The organism is Micromonospora sp. AMSO1212t (assembly GCF_008868145.1).
In the GTDB taxonomy this organism is placed as follows: Bacteria; Actinomycetota; Actinomycetes; order Mycobacteriales; family Micromonosporaceae; genus Micromonospora; species Micromonospora tulbaghiae.
Window position 1 is genome coordinate 38,169 of the sequence record NZ_WBKS01000003.1, and the last position, 15,380, is coordinate 53,548.

The window sequence follows — 15,380 nt, forward strand, 5'->3', positions numbered from 1 at the left end:
GAACCGCGCCGGATCTGACCCGCAAATCGTGAAAAACCAGACTTATGGCACGGCCGCCTGGAACCTTTACCGCTGTGAGGTGTCGGGTCCCGCACGGATCCGGCCTGCCGCAACGGGGGAAGATGAACATGGTTCACAAGGGATGGCGGCGACCCGCGTCGGCGCTGGCGGTGCTCGCCGTGCTTGCGTCGTCGTCGACGTTCGCGGTGGTGGTCTCACCCTCACCCGCCTCGGCCACCGTCCCCGGCCAGCCGGGAGTGCCCCAGCCCGGCACACCCATCTTCACCGAGGACTTCTCCAACGAGAGCGCGGCCGACGAGCCGATCCGCATCGGCTCGTACACCGGCTCCCCCGGTTCGGTCTACGTGCCGGGCCCGGGAGGCAGCGGCGCGGACAGCGAGACGTACACGGCGGACCCGGCGTGGAGCCCCGGCGCAGCGCAGTGCAACGGCTGGATCATGCGCCAGACGTCGCCGCTGCCGCCCAACGGCGGCAGCCCGCCGGTGACAAACAACGACAACTGCGCCCGGAACGCCGCCTGGGACCGGCTGCGCGAGATGGCCCGTGACATGGGGCTGTTCCAGGGACAGAGCACCGAGGAGGCGGCCACCAACCAGGTGCTCACCGAGTACACCAACGGCACGACCGCCCAGCTGCCCGGATACCAGTTGGAGACGGACAACAACTCGATCCCGGCGGTGGGCGGGCACTTCTACGAGGTCTCGGCGATCTTCGCCGAGCGGAACTGCACCGTCCCCTTCGCGCAGCGGGCACGCCTGCGCTTCGAGCTGCTCCTCAACGGGGTGCCGACGGTGCTCGCGGAGAACCTGAGCCCGTGTACGGATCCGGGTGCCGTGATCGTCAACAACACGTGGATCGCGAAGCTGCAGTCGACGGCGCTGCAACTGTCGGTGGCCGACACGCCGACACTGGGACTCCGGCTCTACAACGCGACCGCCACCGGCACCGGCAACGACGTCGCGTTCGACCTCCCCCAGATCGTGGACGTGACCCCGCAACTGGACAAGGCGTTCAGCCCGGCCACCATCGGGCAGGGGCAGACATCCACGCTGACGTTCACCGTCACCAACACCGGCGACCTGCGGGCCAAGAACGGGATGAGTTTCACCGACGACCTTCCGGCCGGCGTGACCGCGACCGGGGTGAACAGCACCACCTGCTCGGACGCCACGGTGACCGCGGCCGCCGGCGCGACCTCGGTGGTCTTCGACGGCGACATCGGCCTGGGCGTAGCGTCCTGCACCGTCTCCGTCGAGGTGACTGCCGACGTGGTCGGCTCGTACACGAACACCGGATGCGCCGGGCCGGACGGCACGCCGATCCCCGGCTGTGAGAGCAACTTCCCGGCCATCGTCGGGATCAACCCGCCCGGCTCCGCCACACTCCAGGTCATCCCCGCGGTCGACCTGGCCGTGGCGAAGACGGCGAGCCCGAACCCGTACGTGCCGGGCGCGCCACTGACCTACACGGTCACCGTGACGAACGGCGGGCCGTCCGACGCCGCCGGCGCCACTGTCACCGATCCCCTGCCGGCGCCCGGGTTCACCTGGACCTGCGCGGCGTCCACCGGCAGCACCTGCACCGCGTCGGGCGGCGGGGACATCACCGACACCGTCACCGTGCTCGCGGGCGGGACGCTCACGTACACGATCAGCGGGACCGTGCCCTCGGGCACCACCGGCGACCTGACGAACACCGCAACGGTCACCCCACCGGACGGGGTCTCCGACCCCGGCTGCACGCCCACCTGCGCCACGACGGTGGTGACCCCGGCGGCGCCCGCCGTCGACCTGGCCGTCACGAAGACGGCGGCCCCTGACCCGTACGTGCCGGGGGCGTCGCTGACGTACACGGTCACCGTCACCAACGGCGGGCCGTCCGACGCCGTCGGCGCCACAGTCGCGGACGCGCTCCCGCTGGCCGGCTTCACCTGGACCTGCGCGGCGTCCACCGGCAGCACGTGTGCCGCGTCCGGCAGCGGGGACATCAGCGACACCGTCACCGTGCTCGCGGGCGGGACTCTGACCTACACGATCAGCGGGACCGTGCCCGCAGGCACCACCGGCGACCTCACCAACACCACCACCGTCACCCCGCCCGAGGGTGTCTCCGATCCCGGCTGCACGCCGAACTGCACGGCGACGGTCGTCACCCCGGGCCGGCCGACCGTCGACCTGGCGGTGACCAAGACGGCGGCACCGAGCCCGTACGTGCCCGGTACTCCCCTGACCTACACCGTCACGGTGACCAACGGCGGCCCGTCGGACGCGGTCGGCGCCACTGTCACCGACGCCCTGCCGGTGCCCGGCTTCACCTGGACGTGCGCGGCGTCCACCGGCAGCACCTGCACCGCGTCCGGCAGCGGGGACATCAGCGACACCGTCACCGTGCTCGCGGGCGGAACCCTCACCTACACGATCAGCGGAACCGTGCCCGCCGGAACCACCGGCGACCTCACCAACACCACCACCGTGACGCCGCCCGAAAGCGTCTCCGATCCCGGCTGCACACCGACCTGCACGGCGACTGTGGTGACACCGGCGGCGCCGACTGTCGACCTGGCGGTCACCAAGACCGGGACGCCGAATCCGTACGTGCCGGGTACTCCCCTGACGTACACCGTCACCGTCACCAACGGCGGCCCGTCGGACGCGGCCGGCGCCACGGTCACCGACCCGCTGCCGCTGCCCGGGTTCACCTGGACCTGCGCGGCGTCCACCGGCAGCACCTGTGCCGCCTCCGGCAGCGGGGACATCAGCGACACGGTCACCGTCCTCGCGGGGGGAACCCTGACCTACACGATCAGCGGAACCGTGCCCGCAGGGACCACAGGCGACCTCACCAACACCGCCACCGTCACCCCGCCCGAGGGCGCGACCGATCCCGGCTGCACACCGAACTGCTCCGCCACCAGCGTGACTCCGGGCCAACCCACAGTCGACCTCGCGGTGACCAAGACCGGGACGCCGAATCCGTACGTGCCGGGTACTCCCCTGACGTACACCGTCACCGTCACCAACGGCGGCCCGTCGGACGCGGCCGGCGCCACGGTCACCGACCCGCTGCCGCTGCCCGGGTTCACCTGGACCTGCGCGGCGTCCACCGGCAGCACCTGTGCCGCCTCCGGCAGCGGGGACATCAGCGACACGGTCACCGTCCTCGCGGGGGGAACCCTGACCTACACGATCAGCGGAACCGTGCCCGCAGGGACCACAGGCGACCTCACCAACACCGCCACCGTCACCCCGCCCGAGGGCGCGACCGATCCCGGCTGCACCCCCAACTGCTCCGCCAGCGTCGTCACCCCCGGCCAGACCACGGTCGACCTGGCCGTGACGAAAACGGCGGCCCCTGACCCGTACGTGCCGGGTGCACCCCTGACCTACACGGTCACGGTCACCAACGGCGGACCCTCCGACGCCGTCGGCGCCACGGTCACCGACCCGCTGCCGCTGCCCGGCCTCACCTGGACCTGCGCGACGTCCACCGGCAGCACCTGCACCGCGTCGGGCAGCGGGGACATCAGCGACACCGTCACCGTCCTCGCGGGCGGAACCCTCACGTACACGGTCACCGGGACCGTCCCCGCCGGCACTACAGGCGACCTCACCAACACGACCACAGTCACCCCGCCGGAAGGGGTCACCGACCCCGGCTGCACGCCGAACTGCACCGCCACGGTCGTCACCCCGGCCCAGCCCACAGTCGGCCTCGCCGTCAGCAAGACCGCGACCCCGAGCCCGTACGTGCCGGGGGCGGCGCTGACCTGGACCGTCACCGTCACCAATGCCGGCCCCTCGGACGCGGTCGGCGCCACGGTCGCGGACGATCTGCCGCTGGAGGGGTTCACCTGGACCTGTGAGGCGTCCACCGGCAGCGCGTGCACCGCCTCCGGAAGCGGAGACATCGACGACGCCGTCACCGTCCGGGCCGGAGGCACACTGACCTACACGATCAGCGGGACCGTGCCGGCGAGCACCGCCGGCGACCTGACGAACACCGCCGTCCTCACCCCACCGGAGGGCGTCGCCGATCCCGGCTGCACCCCCAGCTGCCAGTCCACGACGGTGACGCCCGGCCTCCCCACAGTCGACCTCGCGATCGCCAAGACCGCCGCTCCGAGCCCCTACGTGCCGGGCGCGCCGTTCACGTACACCGTCACCGTCACCAACGGCGGACCCTCCGACGCCGTCGGCGCCACGGTGACCGACGCGCTGCCCGAGCCGCTGGCCGGATTCGAGTGGACGTGCACAGCCGGTATCGGCAGCACCTGCACCGCCTCCGGGCTCGGAGACATCGACGACCGGGTCACCATCCGGGTCGGTGAGTCGGTCGTCTACACCGTCACCGGAACGGTGCCGGCGGGAACCACGGGAGACCTCACCAACACCGCCACCGTCACGCCGCCGGACGGCGCCACCGACCCCGACTGCGCCCCGAACTGCTCGGCCACCACCGTGACTCCCGGCCAGCCCACCGTTGACTTGGCGGTGACCAAGACGGCGACGCCGAACCCGTACGTGCCGGGCACGCCACTGACCTACACGATCACGGTCGCCAACGGCGGACCGTCCGACGCCGTCGGCGCCACAGTCACCGACACTCTGCCGCTCCCCGGCCTGACCTGGGCCTGTGCGGCGTCCACCGGGAGCACCTGCACGGCGTCGGGCAGCGGGGACATCGCCGACACCGTCACCGTCCTCGCAGGCGGAACGCTGACCTACACGATCAGCGGAACCGTGCCCGCAGGGACCACAGGCGACCTCACCAACACCGCCACCGTCACCCCGCCCGAGGGCGCGACCGATCCCGGCTGCACACCGAACTGCTCCGCCACCAGCGTGACTCCGGGCCAACCCACAGTCGACCTCGCGGTCACCAAGACGGCCACCCCGAACCCGTACGTGCCGGAAAGTCCGTTCACGTACACGGTGACCGTCACCAACGACGGGCCGTCCGACGCCGCTGGTGCCACGGTCAGCGACACCCTCCCGGGACCGCTGGCCGGGTTCGGCTGGACGTGTGAGGCGTCCACCGGGAGCACCTGCACGGCCTCGGGCACCGGCGACATCACCGACACCGTCACCGTCCGGGCCGGCGGAACGCTCACGTACACGATCACCGGGACCGTGCCGGCCGGCACCACCGGCGACCTCACAAACACCACCACAGTGACACCGCCGGAAGGCGCCACCGACCCCGGCTGCACACCGAACTGCTCCGCCACCGCCGTCACCCCCGGCCAGACCACAGTCGGCCTCGCGGTGACCAAGACCGCCACCCCGAATCCGTACGTGCCGGGAAGTCCGTTCACGTACACGGTCACCGTCACCAACGGCGGACCGTCCGATGCGGTCGGCGCCACAGTGGCCGACGCGCTGCCGGACCCGCTGGCCGGCTTCGGCTGGACCTGCGCGGCGTCCACCGGCAGCACCTGCACCGCCTCCGGCAGCGGGGACCTCACCGACACCGTCACAGTGCTCGCGGGCGGCACGCTCACCTACACGATCACCGGAACAGTCCCCGCAGGCACCACAGTCGACCTCACCAACAGCGCCACCGTCACACCGCCCGAAGGGGCTGCCGATCCCGGCTGCACCCCGAACTGCACCGCGACGACGGTGACCCCGGCACAGCGGACGGTCGACCTGGCCGTCACCAAGACCGCGACGCCCAGCCCCTACGTGCCGGGCACACCACTGACCTACACGGTCACCGTCACCAACGACGGCCCGTCCGACGCCGTGGGCGCCACAGTGGCCGACGCGCTGCCGGGCCCGCTGGCCGGGTTCGGCTGGACGTGCGAGGCGTCCGCCGGGAGCACCTGCACCGCCTCGGGTACCGGCAACATCAGTGACACCGTCACGGTCCTCGCGGGCGGCACGCTCACGTACACGATCACCGGGACCGTGCCCGCCGGCACCACCGGCGACCTCACCAATACCACCACGGTCACCCCGCCGGAAGGCGCCACCGACCCCGGCTGCACCCCCAACTGCTCCGCCACGGTCGTGACTCCCGGCCAGAGCACAGTCGATCTGGCCGTCACCAAGACGGCGACACCGAGCCCGTACGTGCCGGGCACTCCCCTGACGTACACCGTCACCGTGACGAACGGCGGGCCGTCCGACGCCGTCGGCGCCACAGTGACCGACGTGTTGCCCGGGCCCCTGGCCAGGTTCGGCTGGACCTGTGACCCCTCCGCCGGCAGCACGTGCACGGTCTCCGGTACCGGCAACATCAGCGACACGGTCACCGTCCGGGCCGGGGGGACGGTGACGTACACGATCACCGGAACCGTGCCGCGGTCATTACCGTCAGTCACCATCGCGACACATGCCTAGCCCACCGGCCGGAGCCGGGTGGAGACTCCGCCGCATGGAGAACGTGGAGCGTGAGCGCACGAACGAGCGCTTCGAGAAGGTGGCCGAGGAGACCTCGGAGACAGTGACCCACGCGGCCACGGTGCTGGAGGAGGAACTCGCGGCGGGGCTGGCCGGCGCACGGCGGCTCGAGGAGAAGCTGACCGAGAGCCGCCGGGTCGACCCGGAGGCGTTCGACGAGCTGGTCGCCCGGGTCCGCACCGACGGGCATGCCCTGATCGACACCGTGGTCGGGCAGTTGAAGATGGCTGACGACCAGCGCGGCGAGGTGATCCGGCGGTACACCTCGGACGCGCACGACGCGCTGGACACCGTACTCAATCTGGCGCGGCTGGCCCCCGAGGTGGCCAACGGGCTCGCGGACCGGCTCGCGTCGCCGGCCCCGAAGCGGCCGACGGACCGGTAGCCGCGCGATGGCGCCGACCGCCGGGGTGGCCGGCGGGCACGTGGAACGGATGCTGGAGCGCTATCGCGGGCTCGCCCTCGGCGCGCTGCTCGACGACGTGCCCGAGGGCGGCCCGCGATACCTCTACGACCTGGTCGCGGAATACCCCCGGCGCTGGGGCAAGGGGCTGCGCGCCGCGCTGTGCCTGGCCACGTGCCGGGCGTTCGGCGGCGGCGACGCGGTGGGCCTCAACGCCGCCGTGACTGTGGAGCTGTTCCACAACGCCTTCCTCATCCACGACGACATCCAGGACGAAAGCGAGCAGCGGCGCGGCGGGCGGACGCTGCACGCCGAGTACGGCGTCGGCGTGGCGCTGAACGTCGGCAACATAACCAACCTGCTGGCGCTGCGGCGGCTGGCCGCGAACCGGGCGGCGCTCGGCTCCGGGATCGCGTGGCGGCTGTTCACCGAGACCGAGCTGATGATGCGCCACTCCCTGGAGGGTCAGGCCATCGAGATCGGCTGGATCCGCGACAACGTGTGCGACCTGGACGCGGACGACTACTACCGGATGTGCCTGAAGAAGACCTCCTGGTACACGTGCATCTACCCGTGCCGCACCGGGATCCTCGTGGCGACCGGCCGGGAGAGCGCGGTCGACGTACTGGACCGGTACGGCTGGTATCTGGGTGCGGCGTTCCAGATCCAGGACGACGCGCTCAACCTGACCGGCGACTACGCCCGGTACGGAAAGGAGATCGCCGGTGACCTGTGGGAGGGCAAGCGCACGCTGATCCTGATCGACTTCATGCGGCGGTGCACCCTGGAGGAACGCGAACGGCTCGTGCGGTTGCTGAGCCTTACCCGGGCGCAGCGCAGCGCCGCCGAGGTGCGCTGGCTGCACGGGCGGCTGTTCGCGTACGACTGTGTGGAGTCGGCGCGGCGCAGCGCCCGGGAACTCGCTCTCGCCGCCCGGCGTGCGGGCGAGCGGGCGCTGGGCGCCGCCGCCGACACCGAGGACGGCCGTTTCCTGCTGGAGCTGACCGACTACGTGGTGGAACGCGCGCGTTAGGCGCCCAGGATCCCGCGCAGCCATTTGAGCTGTTCGCGCTGGTGCGCCGCCTCGCCACCCTCGTGGTCGTTGAACTCGTACACCCGCACGTCCTTGTCGCCGCCGTAGCGGTGGTAGGCGGCGAAGCAGGTCGACGGCGGGCAGACCTGGTCCCGCAGCGCGACGGAGAACAGCGCCGGCGCTGTGGCGCGGGGCGCGAGCACGGCGGCGTCCAGGTAGGACAGGGTGCGGAACACCCGGTCGGCGCGGTCGCGGTGCAGCGCGAGGTATTCGACGACCTCGGCGTACGGGCTGTCCGGGCCGGCGACGCGCACGCCCCGGCGGATGTCGCACAGGAACGGCACGTCGGGCATGACCGCCACGACGTCCGGGCACAGCGCACCGGCCGCCAGGGCCAGGCCGCCGCCCTGGCTGAAGCCGGTCACCGCCACCCGCGCGGGGTCGACGGCCGGGTGCCGCCGGGCGGCCTCGGCGAAGCGCGCCGCGTCGGTGATCAGCCGCCGGTAGTAGTGCTCCGCCGGGTCGTCGACGCCCCGGGTGAGGAAGCCCGGCACGGTGCCGGCCGGGTACGGGTGCGGGTCGGGGGTGCCGCCGGTGGCGGCGCTCCACCCCTGGCCCCGGCTGTCCATGATGAGGTGCGCGAAGCCCGCCGCCGCCCAGAACAGCTTCTCGTGCGCCAGGCCGCGGCCCCGGCCGTAGCCGAGGTACTCGACCACGCAGGGCAGCGGTCCGTCGGCCCCGGCGGGCAGGTGCAGCCATCCGCGTACCGGCTCGCCGCCGAAGCCGGGGATCGTGGCGGCGTACGTCCGGATCTGGGTCAGACCGGTGTCGACCGGCTCGTAGACCGCCGCCTCCGGTTCGCCGCCGCCGCCGAGCGTGCGCGCCCAGAACGCGTCCAGGTCCGCCGGCACGTCCAGCTCCGGCCGGTACGCCATACAGCCGGCCAGGTCGAGGTCGGTCAGCGGCACGACGCGGCCTCCTGCACGGCGGCGGCGAACCAGCCGGTGATCGTGCTCGGGTGGGTGATGGCGGTGCCCACCACGACCGTCCACGCGCCCGCCCGCAGCGCCTGCGCGGCCTGCTCCGGCGTGTGGATGCGTCCCTCGGCGACCACCGGGACGTCGATCGCGGCGGCGAGCCGGGCGACCAGGTCCAGGTCCGGCCCGTCGCCCTTGGTGGTGTACGCGGTGTACCCGGAGAGCGTGGTGCCCACCAGGTCGGCGCCGGCCGCGGCGGCGGCCACGCCCTCGTCGAACGTGGAGCAGTCGGCCATCACCAGCGCGCCGGTGCGTTCGTGCACGGCCGCGATCGTCTCGGCGAGCGTCCGGCCGTCGGGCCGGGGCCGGGACGTGCCGTCGAGCGCGACGACGTGCGCCCCCGCGTCGGCGACCGCCAGTGCGTGCTCCAGCGTCGGGGTGATGAAGACGTCGTCGTCGCCGTCCTTCCAGAGCCCGATCAGCGGCAGGTCCACCGCCGCGCGGATGGCCGCGATGTCGGCCAGTCCCTGCGCGCGGATGCCGGCGGCGCCGCCGCGTGCGGTGGCGAGCGCGACCCGGCGCATGGTGTCCGGGTCGCGCATCGGCTCACCCGGGTACGCCTGGCAGGAGACCACCAGGCGGTGACGGAGCTGGTCGACGAGCGCGTTCATGAGACCTTCCAGGCGAGCGAGGCGGCGCCGAGCAGCGGCGCGTCGGGGCCGAGGGTGGAGGCGAAAACCGGTACGCCGGCCAGGCCGGGCAGCGTCTCGGCGGGCACCCCGTCGCGCAGCGCCCGCCACCACGGCTCACCGAGGCCGGTGACGCCGCCGCCGACCACCACGGCGGCGGGGTCGAGCACGTTGACCAGGCCGCCGACGGCGGAACCGACGGCCGCGCCGCCCAGCCGGACGATCTCCCGGGCCGTCTCGTCGCCGCCCTCGGCGAGCGCGGCGACGGCCCGCAGGTCGGCCACCGGCCGGCCGGTACGCCGGACGTACTCGGCGGCGAGCGCGGGACCGGCGGCGATCGCCTCCAGGTGCCCGCGCCCGCCGCAGGTGCAGGCAAGCGTTCCGGCGTACGGGGACGGCTGGTGCCCGGCGTGCCCGGCGGCGCTGTGCGCACCGGCGAGCACCGAGTCGCCGAGGACGAACGACGCGCCGACACCGGTGCCCACAGCGACGTAGAGCACCGTGTCGTATCCGGCCGCCGCGCCGTGACGCGCCTCCCCCAGCGCGTGGGCGTGCACGTCGTTGACCACGGTGACCGGCACGCCCAGGCGCCGGCGCAGGTCGCCGCGCAGGTCCGTGCCGGTCCACCCGGTCAGCACATCGGTGGCGGACAGCACCAGGCCGGAGCCGCTGTCGATCACACCGGCGCTGCCGACGCCGAGCGCCCGTACGGCACCCGGCGCGTCCGCCCGCAGCTTCTCGACCAGGTCGGCGGCGGTGTCGAGCACCGCGGCGGCGCCGGAGCGACCAGGCGTCGGTGCGGTGAGCCGGCCGACGACCGCTCCACCGGCGGTGACCAGGGCGGCGGTGGTCTTGGTGCCGCCGATGTCGAGCGCGGCGACCAGGCCGGCGCCGCTCGTGCTCAGGTCGGGCATGGTCAGAGCAGCCCGGCCAGTTCCAGCTGGGTACGCACGCGGCCCGTCTCGGCGGCGTCGAGCGGCCGCAGCGGCAGCGACACCGCGTTGCCGGCGATGACACCCAGCAGCGCCAGGGCGGTCTTGAACGCGCCGACGCCCCGGGTAGCGCCCGCCGAGGTGGCCGGGTCGGCCGCGTCGACGATGCGGAACAGCCGGGTCAGGCGGTCCTGCTCCCGCCGGGCGGCGGCCCAGTCGCCGGCCACGCAGGCGCGGTGCAGCCGCACGTATCCGGCCGGGTCCACGTTGCCCAGTCCGGGCACGGAGCCGGAGCCGCCGGCGAGCATCATCGCGTCGACCACCACCTCGTGGCCGGTGAGCAGGCTGAAGTCGCGCTCCGGCGCGTGCTCGGCGACGGCCAGCGCGAGCTGGCGGAACGCGACGTCGTCGCCGCTGGAGTCCTTGACGCCGGCCAGCACACCCTCGGCGGCGAGCCGGGTCAGCAGGTCGACGGAGAGCTTGCTGTGCACGCAGACCGGGATGTCGTACGCCAGCAGGGGAAGCTCGACCGCCGCGGCGACCGCGCGGAAGTGCCGCTCGATCTCGTGCGGGCCGACGATGGCGTAGAACGGCGCGGTCACGACCAGGCCGTCCGCGCCCAGCCGGGTGGACGCCTCGGCGCGCTCCACGACCCGGCGGGTGGTGGGCTCGATGCATCCGGCGATGACCGGCACGGCGCCGCCGGCGGTCTTCACGATGGTCTCCAGGGCCAGGTCCCGCTGCCGGTCGGTGAGGAATACCGTCTCGCCGGAGCTGCCGAGGGCGAAGATGCCGTCGACACCGGCGTCGAGCAGCCACTCGACCAGCCGTTCCAGGGAGCGGACGTCGACCTCGCCCTCCTCGGTCAGGGGGGTCACGGCCGGCGGCACGACTCCGGCGAACCGCGGGGCTGGGGTGGTCACAGGTTCTCCTCGACAGACTCAGATGCGGTGCGGCCGGTCGCCGGGGTGGCGAGCGCGACCAGTTCGGTGTTGGCGGTTCCGGCGGGCACCGGGTGGTGGCAGCGGAACTCGTGGCCCACGCCCTCGGCGGGGCGCGGCGCCGGCATGTCCACGGCGCAGCCGTCGGTGGCGGCCCAGCAGCGGGTCCGGAACGGGCAGCCGCTCGGCGGCCGGGTGGCCGACGGGACCGGGCCGACCAGGGGAATGGGCTCGATCGGCGACAGCAGGCCCGGCGTGGCCGAGAACAACGCCCGGGTGTACGGGTGCCGGCCGCCCTCGGGCAGCAGGTCGGCGGGCGTCTGCTCGACGATCCGGCCCAGGTACATCGTGACGACCCGGTCGCTGACCCGCTTGACGGTCTGGATGTCGTGCGAGACCAGCACCATGGCCAGCCCGAGCCGGTCCTTGAGGTCCAGCAGCAGATTGAGGATCTGGGCCCGCACCGACACGTCGAGCGCGCTCGTCGGCTCGTCGGCGATGACCAGCCCCGGCTCCAGGGCCAGCGCGCGGGCGATGGACACCCGCTGGCGCTGGCCGCCGGAGAGCTGGCTGGGCAGCACGTCGGCGACCGAGCGGGGCAGGCCCACCAGGGCCATCAGCTCGGCCACCCGCTGCTCGCGCTGCTGCCGGGTGCCCCGGCGGTGCACGTCGAGCGGGTCGCGCAGGATGTCGCGTACCGGCATGCGGCGGTTCAGCGAGGTGGCCGGGTCCTGGAAGATCATGCCGACGCCGGCGCCGATGTGCTCGCGCCGCTCGGCGGCACTCATCGACCACACGTCCTTACCGGCGAAGGACACCGTGCCGCTGGTCGGCCGTTGCAGGCCGACGAGCACCTTGGCCAGCGTGGACTTGCCGCAGCCGGACTCGCCCACGATGCCGACCGTCTCGCCGGCCCGGATCACCAGGTCGGCGCCGGTGAGGGCGTAGACCTTGTCCCGGCTGAACATGCCGCCGCCACGCGCGGCGTGCACCACGTGCACGTCGCTCAGCTCGGCGATCGGCCGGTGCTCGGCGGTGGCGCTCATCGGGCCGGCTCCTTCTCGCTGACGGTGACGGCGGGGTGGTGGCAGGCGTACCCGTGGCCGTCCGTGCCCTCCAGTGGGGGCGCGGTGTCCCGGCAGATCTCGGTCGCCATCGGACAGCGGTCGGAGAACCGGCAGCCCTTCGGGAAGTCGGCCGGTGACGGCACCACGCCGCGGATCTGGGTGAGCCGTTCCGCCCCGGTCTCCAGGGACAGGACGGAACCGAGCAGCCCGCGGGCGTAGTGGTGGGCGGGCGCCTCCACCACGTCGGCAGTCACGCCCGTCTCCACGATCTGCCCGCCGTACATCACCACGACCCGGTCGGAGACGTCGCTGACCAGGGCGAGGTCGTGGCTGACCAGGATGAGGGCGAAGCCGAGCCGCTCGCGCAGGTCCAGCAGCAGCTTCATCACCTGGGCCTGCACCGTGACGTCGAGCGCGGTGGTCGGCTCGTCGGCGATGATCAGCTTCGGGTCGCGGGACAGCGCCATGGCGATCACCACGCGCTGCCGCTGCCCGCCGGACAGCTCGTGCGGGTACGCGGCGAGCGTGCGCTGCGGGTCCAGCCCGACCAGCCGCATCAGTTCCTCGGCCGAGCGGGTGCCGCCGCGGCGGATCATCTGGGCGAGCTGGGCGCCGACACGCAGCGCCGGGTTCAGCGCCGACAGCGCGTCCTGGTAGACCATGGCGATCTCGCGCCCCATCAGGGCCCGGCGGCCCTTGGCGTTCAGCTTCAGCAGGTTCGTGTCCTGGAAGCGGATCTCGCCGCGTACCCGGGCGCCCTTCGGCAGCAGGCCCATCACGGCCAGGACACTCAGCGACTTGCCGGAGCCGGACTCCCCCACCAGGCCGACGACCTCGCCGGGGCGTACGTCGAAGGAGAGCCCGTCGACGATGTCCACGCCGCGGTGGCGGCCCTCGAAGCCGATGGACAGGTTGCTGACCTGAAGGACGGGCCGGCCCTGCGGCAGCGGGCGGGCGCGTTCGCGCAGCCGCCGCGCCGCCTCGGCGAGGCCGGGCAGCTCGACCACCTCACCGGTGCCGGGCTGCGCCTGCTCCAGGGCGTCACCGCTGGTGGTGGACATGGCGCGGCGGGCGGCCGGTGCGGCCCACGCGTCGGACATGCCCTCGGAGAGCACGTTGAGCGCCAGCACTGTGAGCAGGATCAGCAGGCCGGGGAAGAACGTGGCCCACCAGCCGCCGATCTGCACCATCTCCTTGCCGAACGCGATCACCGAGCCCCACGAGGAGGCCGCCTCCTGCGGGGCGAGGCCGCCGCCGATGAAGGACAGCGACGCCTCGAAGACGATCGCGTCGGCGACCATGACCGTGACGAAGACGAGGATCGGGGCGGCGCAGTTGCGCAGGACGTGCCGCCAGAGGATGTGCGGGCGCCGGGCTCCGATGATGCGCTCGGCGGCCACGTAGTCCTCGCCGTACTGGGACAGCACGTTGGCGCGGACGATGCGCGCGACCGACGGGGTGAACACGAAGCCGATCGCGATCACGAGGACCAGCAGGCTGTTCTTGCCGAACGAGATGATCAGCAGCGCGGAGAGCACGATCGTGGGGAAGGCCATGACCACGTCGAGACAGCGCATGATGATCTCGTCGACGACGGTGCGGCTGCTTCCGGCGATCGCGCCGAGGATCGCGCCGACCACCAGCGCGATGCCCGCCGCGCCGAAGCCGACGATCAGGGAGCGGCGGGTGCCGGCCACCAGCCGGGAGAACACATCCCGGCCGAGCTTGTCCAGGCCGAACCAGAAGTCGCCGTTCGGGCCGGTCAGCGCCGGGCCGAGCCCGGTCTGGGTGGGGTCGTGGCGCAGCAGCAGCGGGGCGAGCACGCCGACCACGACGATGAGCGCGACGAAGCCGAGCGCGAACCGGGCCGCGAGACCGAGCCGGGCGAAGGCCATGCCGGGGCGGGACAGCCGCGTGGTGAGGGACCGGCGCATCAGTGGCCTCCGCGCAGTCGGGGGTTGGCGAAGAGGTAGAGGATGTCGACGACCAGGTTCACCAGGACGAAGCAGAGCGCGATGGTCAGGACGGTGCCCTGGGCCAGCGCGGTGTCGTTCTGCTGGACGGCGCTCATGATCTGGGTGCCCATGCCGGGCAGAGAGAAGATGGCCTCGATGACGACGGTGCCGCCGATGAGGTAGCCGATCCGCAGGCCGAGCGCGGTGAGCGGGTTGACCAGCGCGTTGCGGAGCACGTTGCGGCCGACCACCACGCGCGGCGGCAGTCCGGCGCCGATCGCCGTACGGACATAGTCCTTGTCGAGTTCCTCGACCATGGAGGTCCGGACGATGCGGGCCAGCGAGCAGCCGACCGGTACGGCCAGCGCCAGCGCGGGCATGGCCAGCGACTGCAACCACAGACCGACCGAGTCGGCGGGGTTGACATAGCCGCCGGTCGGGAAGATCGGGCGGCGGACGGAGAACTCCTGGATGAACAGCAGGGCCAGCCAGAACGAGGGCGTGGCGATGCCGGCCATGGAGACGATCCGGATGACCTGGTCGGGCCAGCGGTCCCGGTACAGGGCGGCCGGGATGCCGAGGGCCAGCGCGATGACGAGCGCGCCGACGACGCCGAGCACGGTCAGCTGAATGGTCAGCGGCAGCGCCATGGCGATCTTCTCGGCCACCGGGACCGACGGCGGGAACGTCATGCCGAGGTCGCCGCGGACGAGGTCGCCGAGGAAGTGCAGGTAGCGCAGCGGCAGCGGGTCGTTCAGGCCGTTGGCGGCGCGGAACGCCTCGACCTGCGCCGGCGTGGCCTGGTCACCGAGGACGGACAACGCCGGGTCGATCGGGGAAAACTGCATGATCACGAAGACGAAGAGCGTGATGCCCAGCACCAGGGGGATCAGCGTCAGGAATCGTCGTGCGACCAGGTTCAGGACGGTCAGCATGGATTCTCTTTCTCGTGGCGGGG

10 protein-coding genes are annotated in these 15,380 nt (G+C 72.8%); 3 read left to right on the forward strand and 7 right to left on the reverse strand.

Translation table 11 applies throughout. The features are described from left to right. The first annotated feature begins 128 nt into the window (after positions 1 to 128). Genes F8279_RS01505 through F8279_RS01515 form a run of 3 tightly spaced genes read left to right on the forward strand, consistent with a single transcriptional unit; the run spans position 129 to position 7,861 of the window. On the forward strand, positions 129 to 6,365 hold the full coding sequence (locus F8279_RS01505) for a DUF11 domain-containing protein (RefSeq protein WP_192580597.1): 6,237 nt from the start codon (positions 129 to 131) through the stop codon (positions 6,363 to 6,365). Between the two features lie 34 nt (positions 6,366 to 6,399). Next, positions 6,400 to 6,810 (forward strand): hypothetical protein, encoded by a 411-nt coding sequence (locus F8279_RS01510; protein WP_013477142.1) that lies wholly within the window; start codon positions 6,400 to 6,402, stop codon positions 6,808 to 6,810. A gap of 7 nt (positions 6,811 to 6,817) precedes the next feature. After that, positions 6,818 to 7,861, forward strand: a complete 1,044-nt coding sequence (locus F8279_RS01515; RefSeq protein WP_151498875.1) for a polyprenyl synthetase family protein — start codon at positions 6,818 to 6,820, stop codon at positions 7,859 to 7,861. On the opposite strand, the gene F8279_RS01520 is transcribed toward F8279_RS01515, so the two are convergent. Genes F8279_RS01520 through F8279_RS01550 form a run of 7 tightly spaced genes read right to left on the reverse strand, consistent with a single transcriptional unit; the run spans position 7,858 to position 15,357 of the window. Next, entirely contained in the window at positions 7,858 to 8,829 is a 972-nt protein-coding gene (locus F8279_RS01520) for an acetylxylan esterase (RefSeq protein WP_151498876.1), read from the reverse strand. The genes F8279_RS01515 and F8279_RS01520 overlap by 4 nt on opposite strands. Continuing rightward, positions 8,820 to 9,509 carry an N-acetylmannosamine-6-phosphate 2-epimerase gene (locus F8279_RS01525; RefSeq protein WP_151498877.1) on the reverse strand — a complete coding sequence of 230 codons (690 nt, stop codon included), beginning with the start codon at positions 9,507 to 9,509 and terminating at the stop codon, positions 8,820 to 8,822. Before F8279_RS01525 ends, F8279_RS01520 begins: the two co-directional genes overlap by 10 nt. Beyond that, positions 9,506 to 10,441 (reverse strand): ROK family protein, encoded by a 936-nt coding sequence (locus tag F8279_RS01530; RefSeq protein WP_151498878.1) that lies wholly within the window; start codon positions 10,439 to 10,441, stop codon positions 9,506 to 9,508. The genes F8279_RS01525 and F8279_RS01530 overlap by 4 nt, the downstream gene beginning before the upstream one ends. Before the next feature lie 2 nt (positions 10,442 to 10,443). Further along, positions 10,444 to 11,382 carry a dihydrodipicolinate synthase family protein gene (locus F8279_RS01535; RefSeq protein ID WP_151498879.1) on the reverse strand — a complete coding sequence of 313 codons (939 nt, stop codon included), beginning with the start codon at positions 11,380 to 11,382 and terminating at the stop codon, positions 10,444 to 10,446. After that, entirely contained in the window at positions 11,379 to 12,446 is a 1,068-nt protein-coding gene (locus F8279_RS01540; RefSeq protein WP_151498880.1) for an ABC transporter ATP-binding protein, read from the reverse strand. The genes F8279_RS01535 and F8279_RS01540 overlap by 4 nt, the downstream gene beginning before the upstream one ends. After that, positions 12,443 to 14,401 carry a dipeptide/oligopeptide/nickel ABC transporter permease/ATP-binding protein gene (locus F8279_RS01545; protein WP_151498881.1) on the reverse strand — a complete coding sequence of 653 codons (1,959 nt, stop codon included), beginning with the start codon at positions 14,399 to 14,401 and terminating at the stop codon, positions 12,443 to 12,445. Before F8279_RS01545 ends, F8279_RS01540 begins: the two co-directional genes overlap by 4 nt. Further along, positions 14,401 to 15,357 carry an ABC transporter permease gene (locus tag F8279_RS01550; RefSeq protein WP_120570310.1) on the reverse strand — a complete coding sequence of 319 codons (957 nt, stop codon included), beginning with the start codon at positions 15,355 to 15,357 and terminating at the stop codon, positions 14,401 to 14,403. The genes F8279_RS01545 and F8279_RS01550 overlap by 1 nt, the downstream gene beginning before the upstream one ends. Positions 15,358 to 15,380 lie beyond the last annotated feature (23 nt).

Excerpts from the sequence above, each read along its gene's own strand:
- F8279_RS01505 (WP_192580597.1), top strand. The coding sequence starts at position 129 with ATGGTTCACAAGGGATGGCGGCGACCCGCGTCGGCGCTGGCGGTGCTC.
- F8279_RS01510 (WP_013477142.1), top strand. The coding sequence starts at position 6,400 with ATGGAGAACGTGGAGCGTGAGCGCACGAACGAGCGCTTCGAGAAGGTG.
- F8279_RS01515 (WP_151498875.1), top strand. The coding sequence starts at position 6,818 with ATGGCGCCGACCGCCGGGGTGGCCGGCGGGCACGTGGAACGGATGCTG.
- F8279_RS01525 (WP_151498877.1), bottom strand. The coding sequence starts at position 9,509 with ATGAACGCGCTCGTCGACCAGCTCCGTCACCGCCTGGTGGTCTCCTGC.
- F8279_RS01530 (WP_151498878.1), bottom strand. The coding sequence starts at position 10,441 with ATGCCCGACCTGAGCACGAGCGGCGCCGGCCTGGTCGCCGCGCTCGAC.
- F8279_RS01540 (WP_151498880.1), bottom strand. The coding sequence starts at position 12,446 with ATGAGCGCCACCGCCGAGCACCGGCCGATCGCCGAGCTGAGCGACGTG.
- F8279_RS01545 (WP_151498881.1), bottom strand. The coding sequence starts at position 14,401 with ATGCGCCGGTCCCTCACCACGCGGCTGTCCCGCCCCGGCATGGCCTTC.
- F8279_RS01550 (WP_120570310.1), bottom strand. The coding sequence starts at position 15,357 with ATGCTGACCGTCCTGAACCTGGTCGCACGACGATTCCTGACGCTGATC.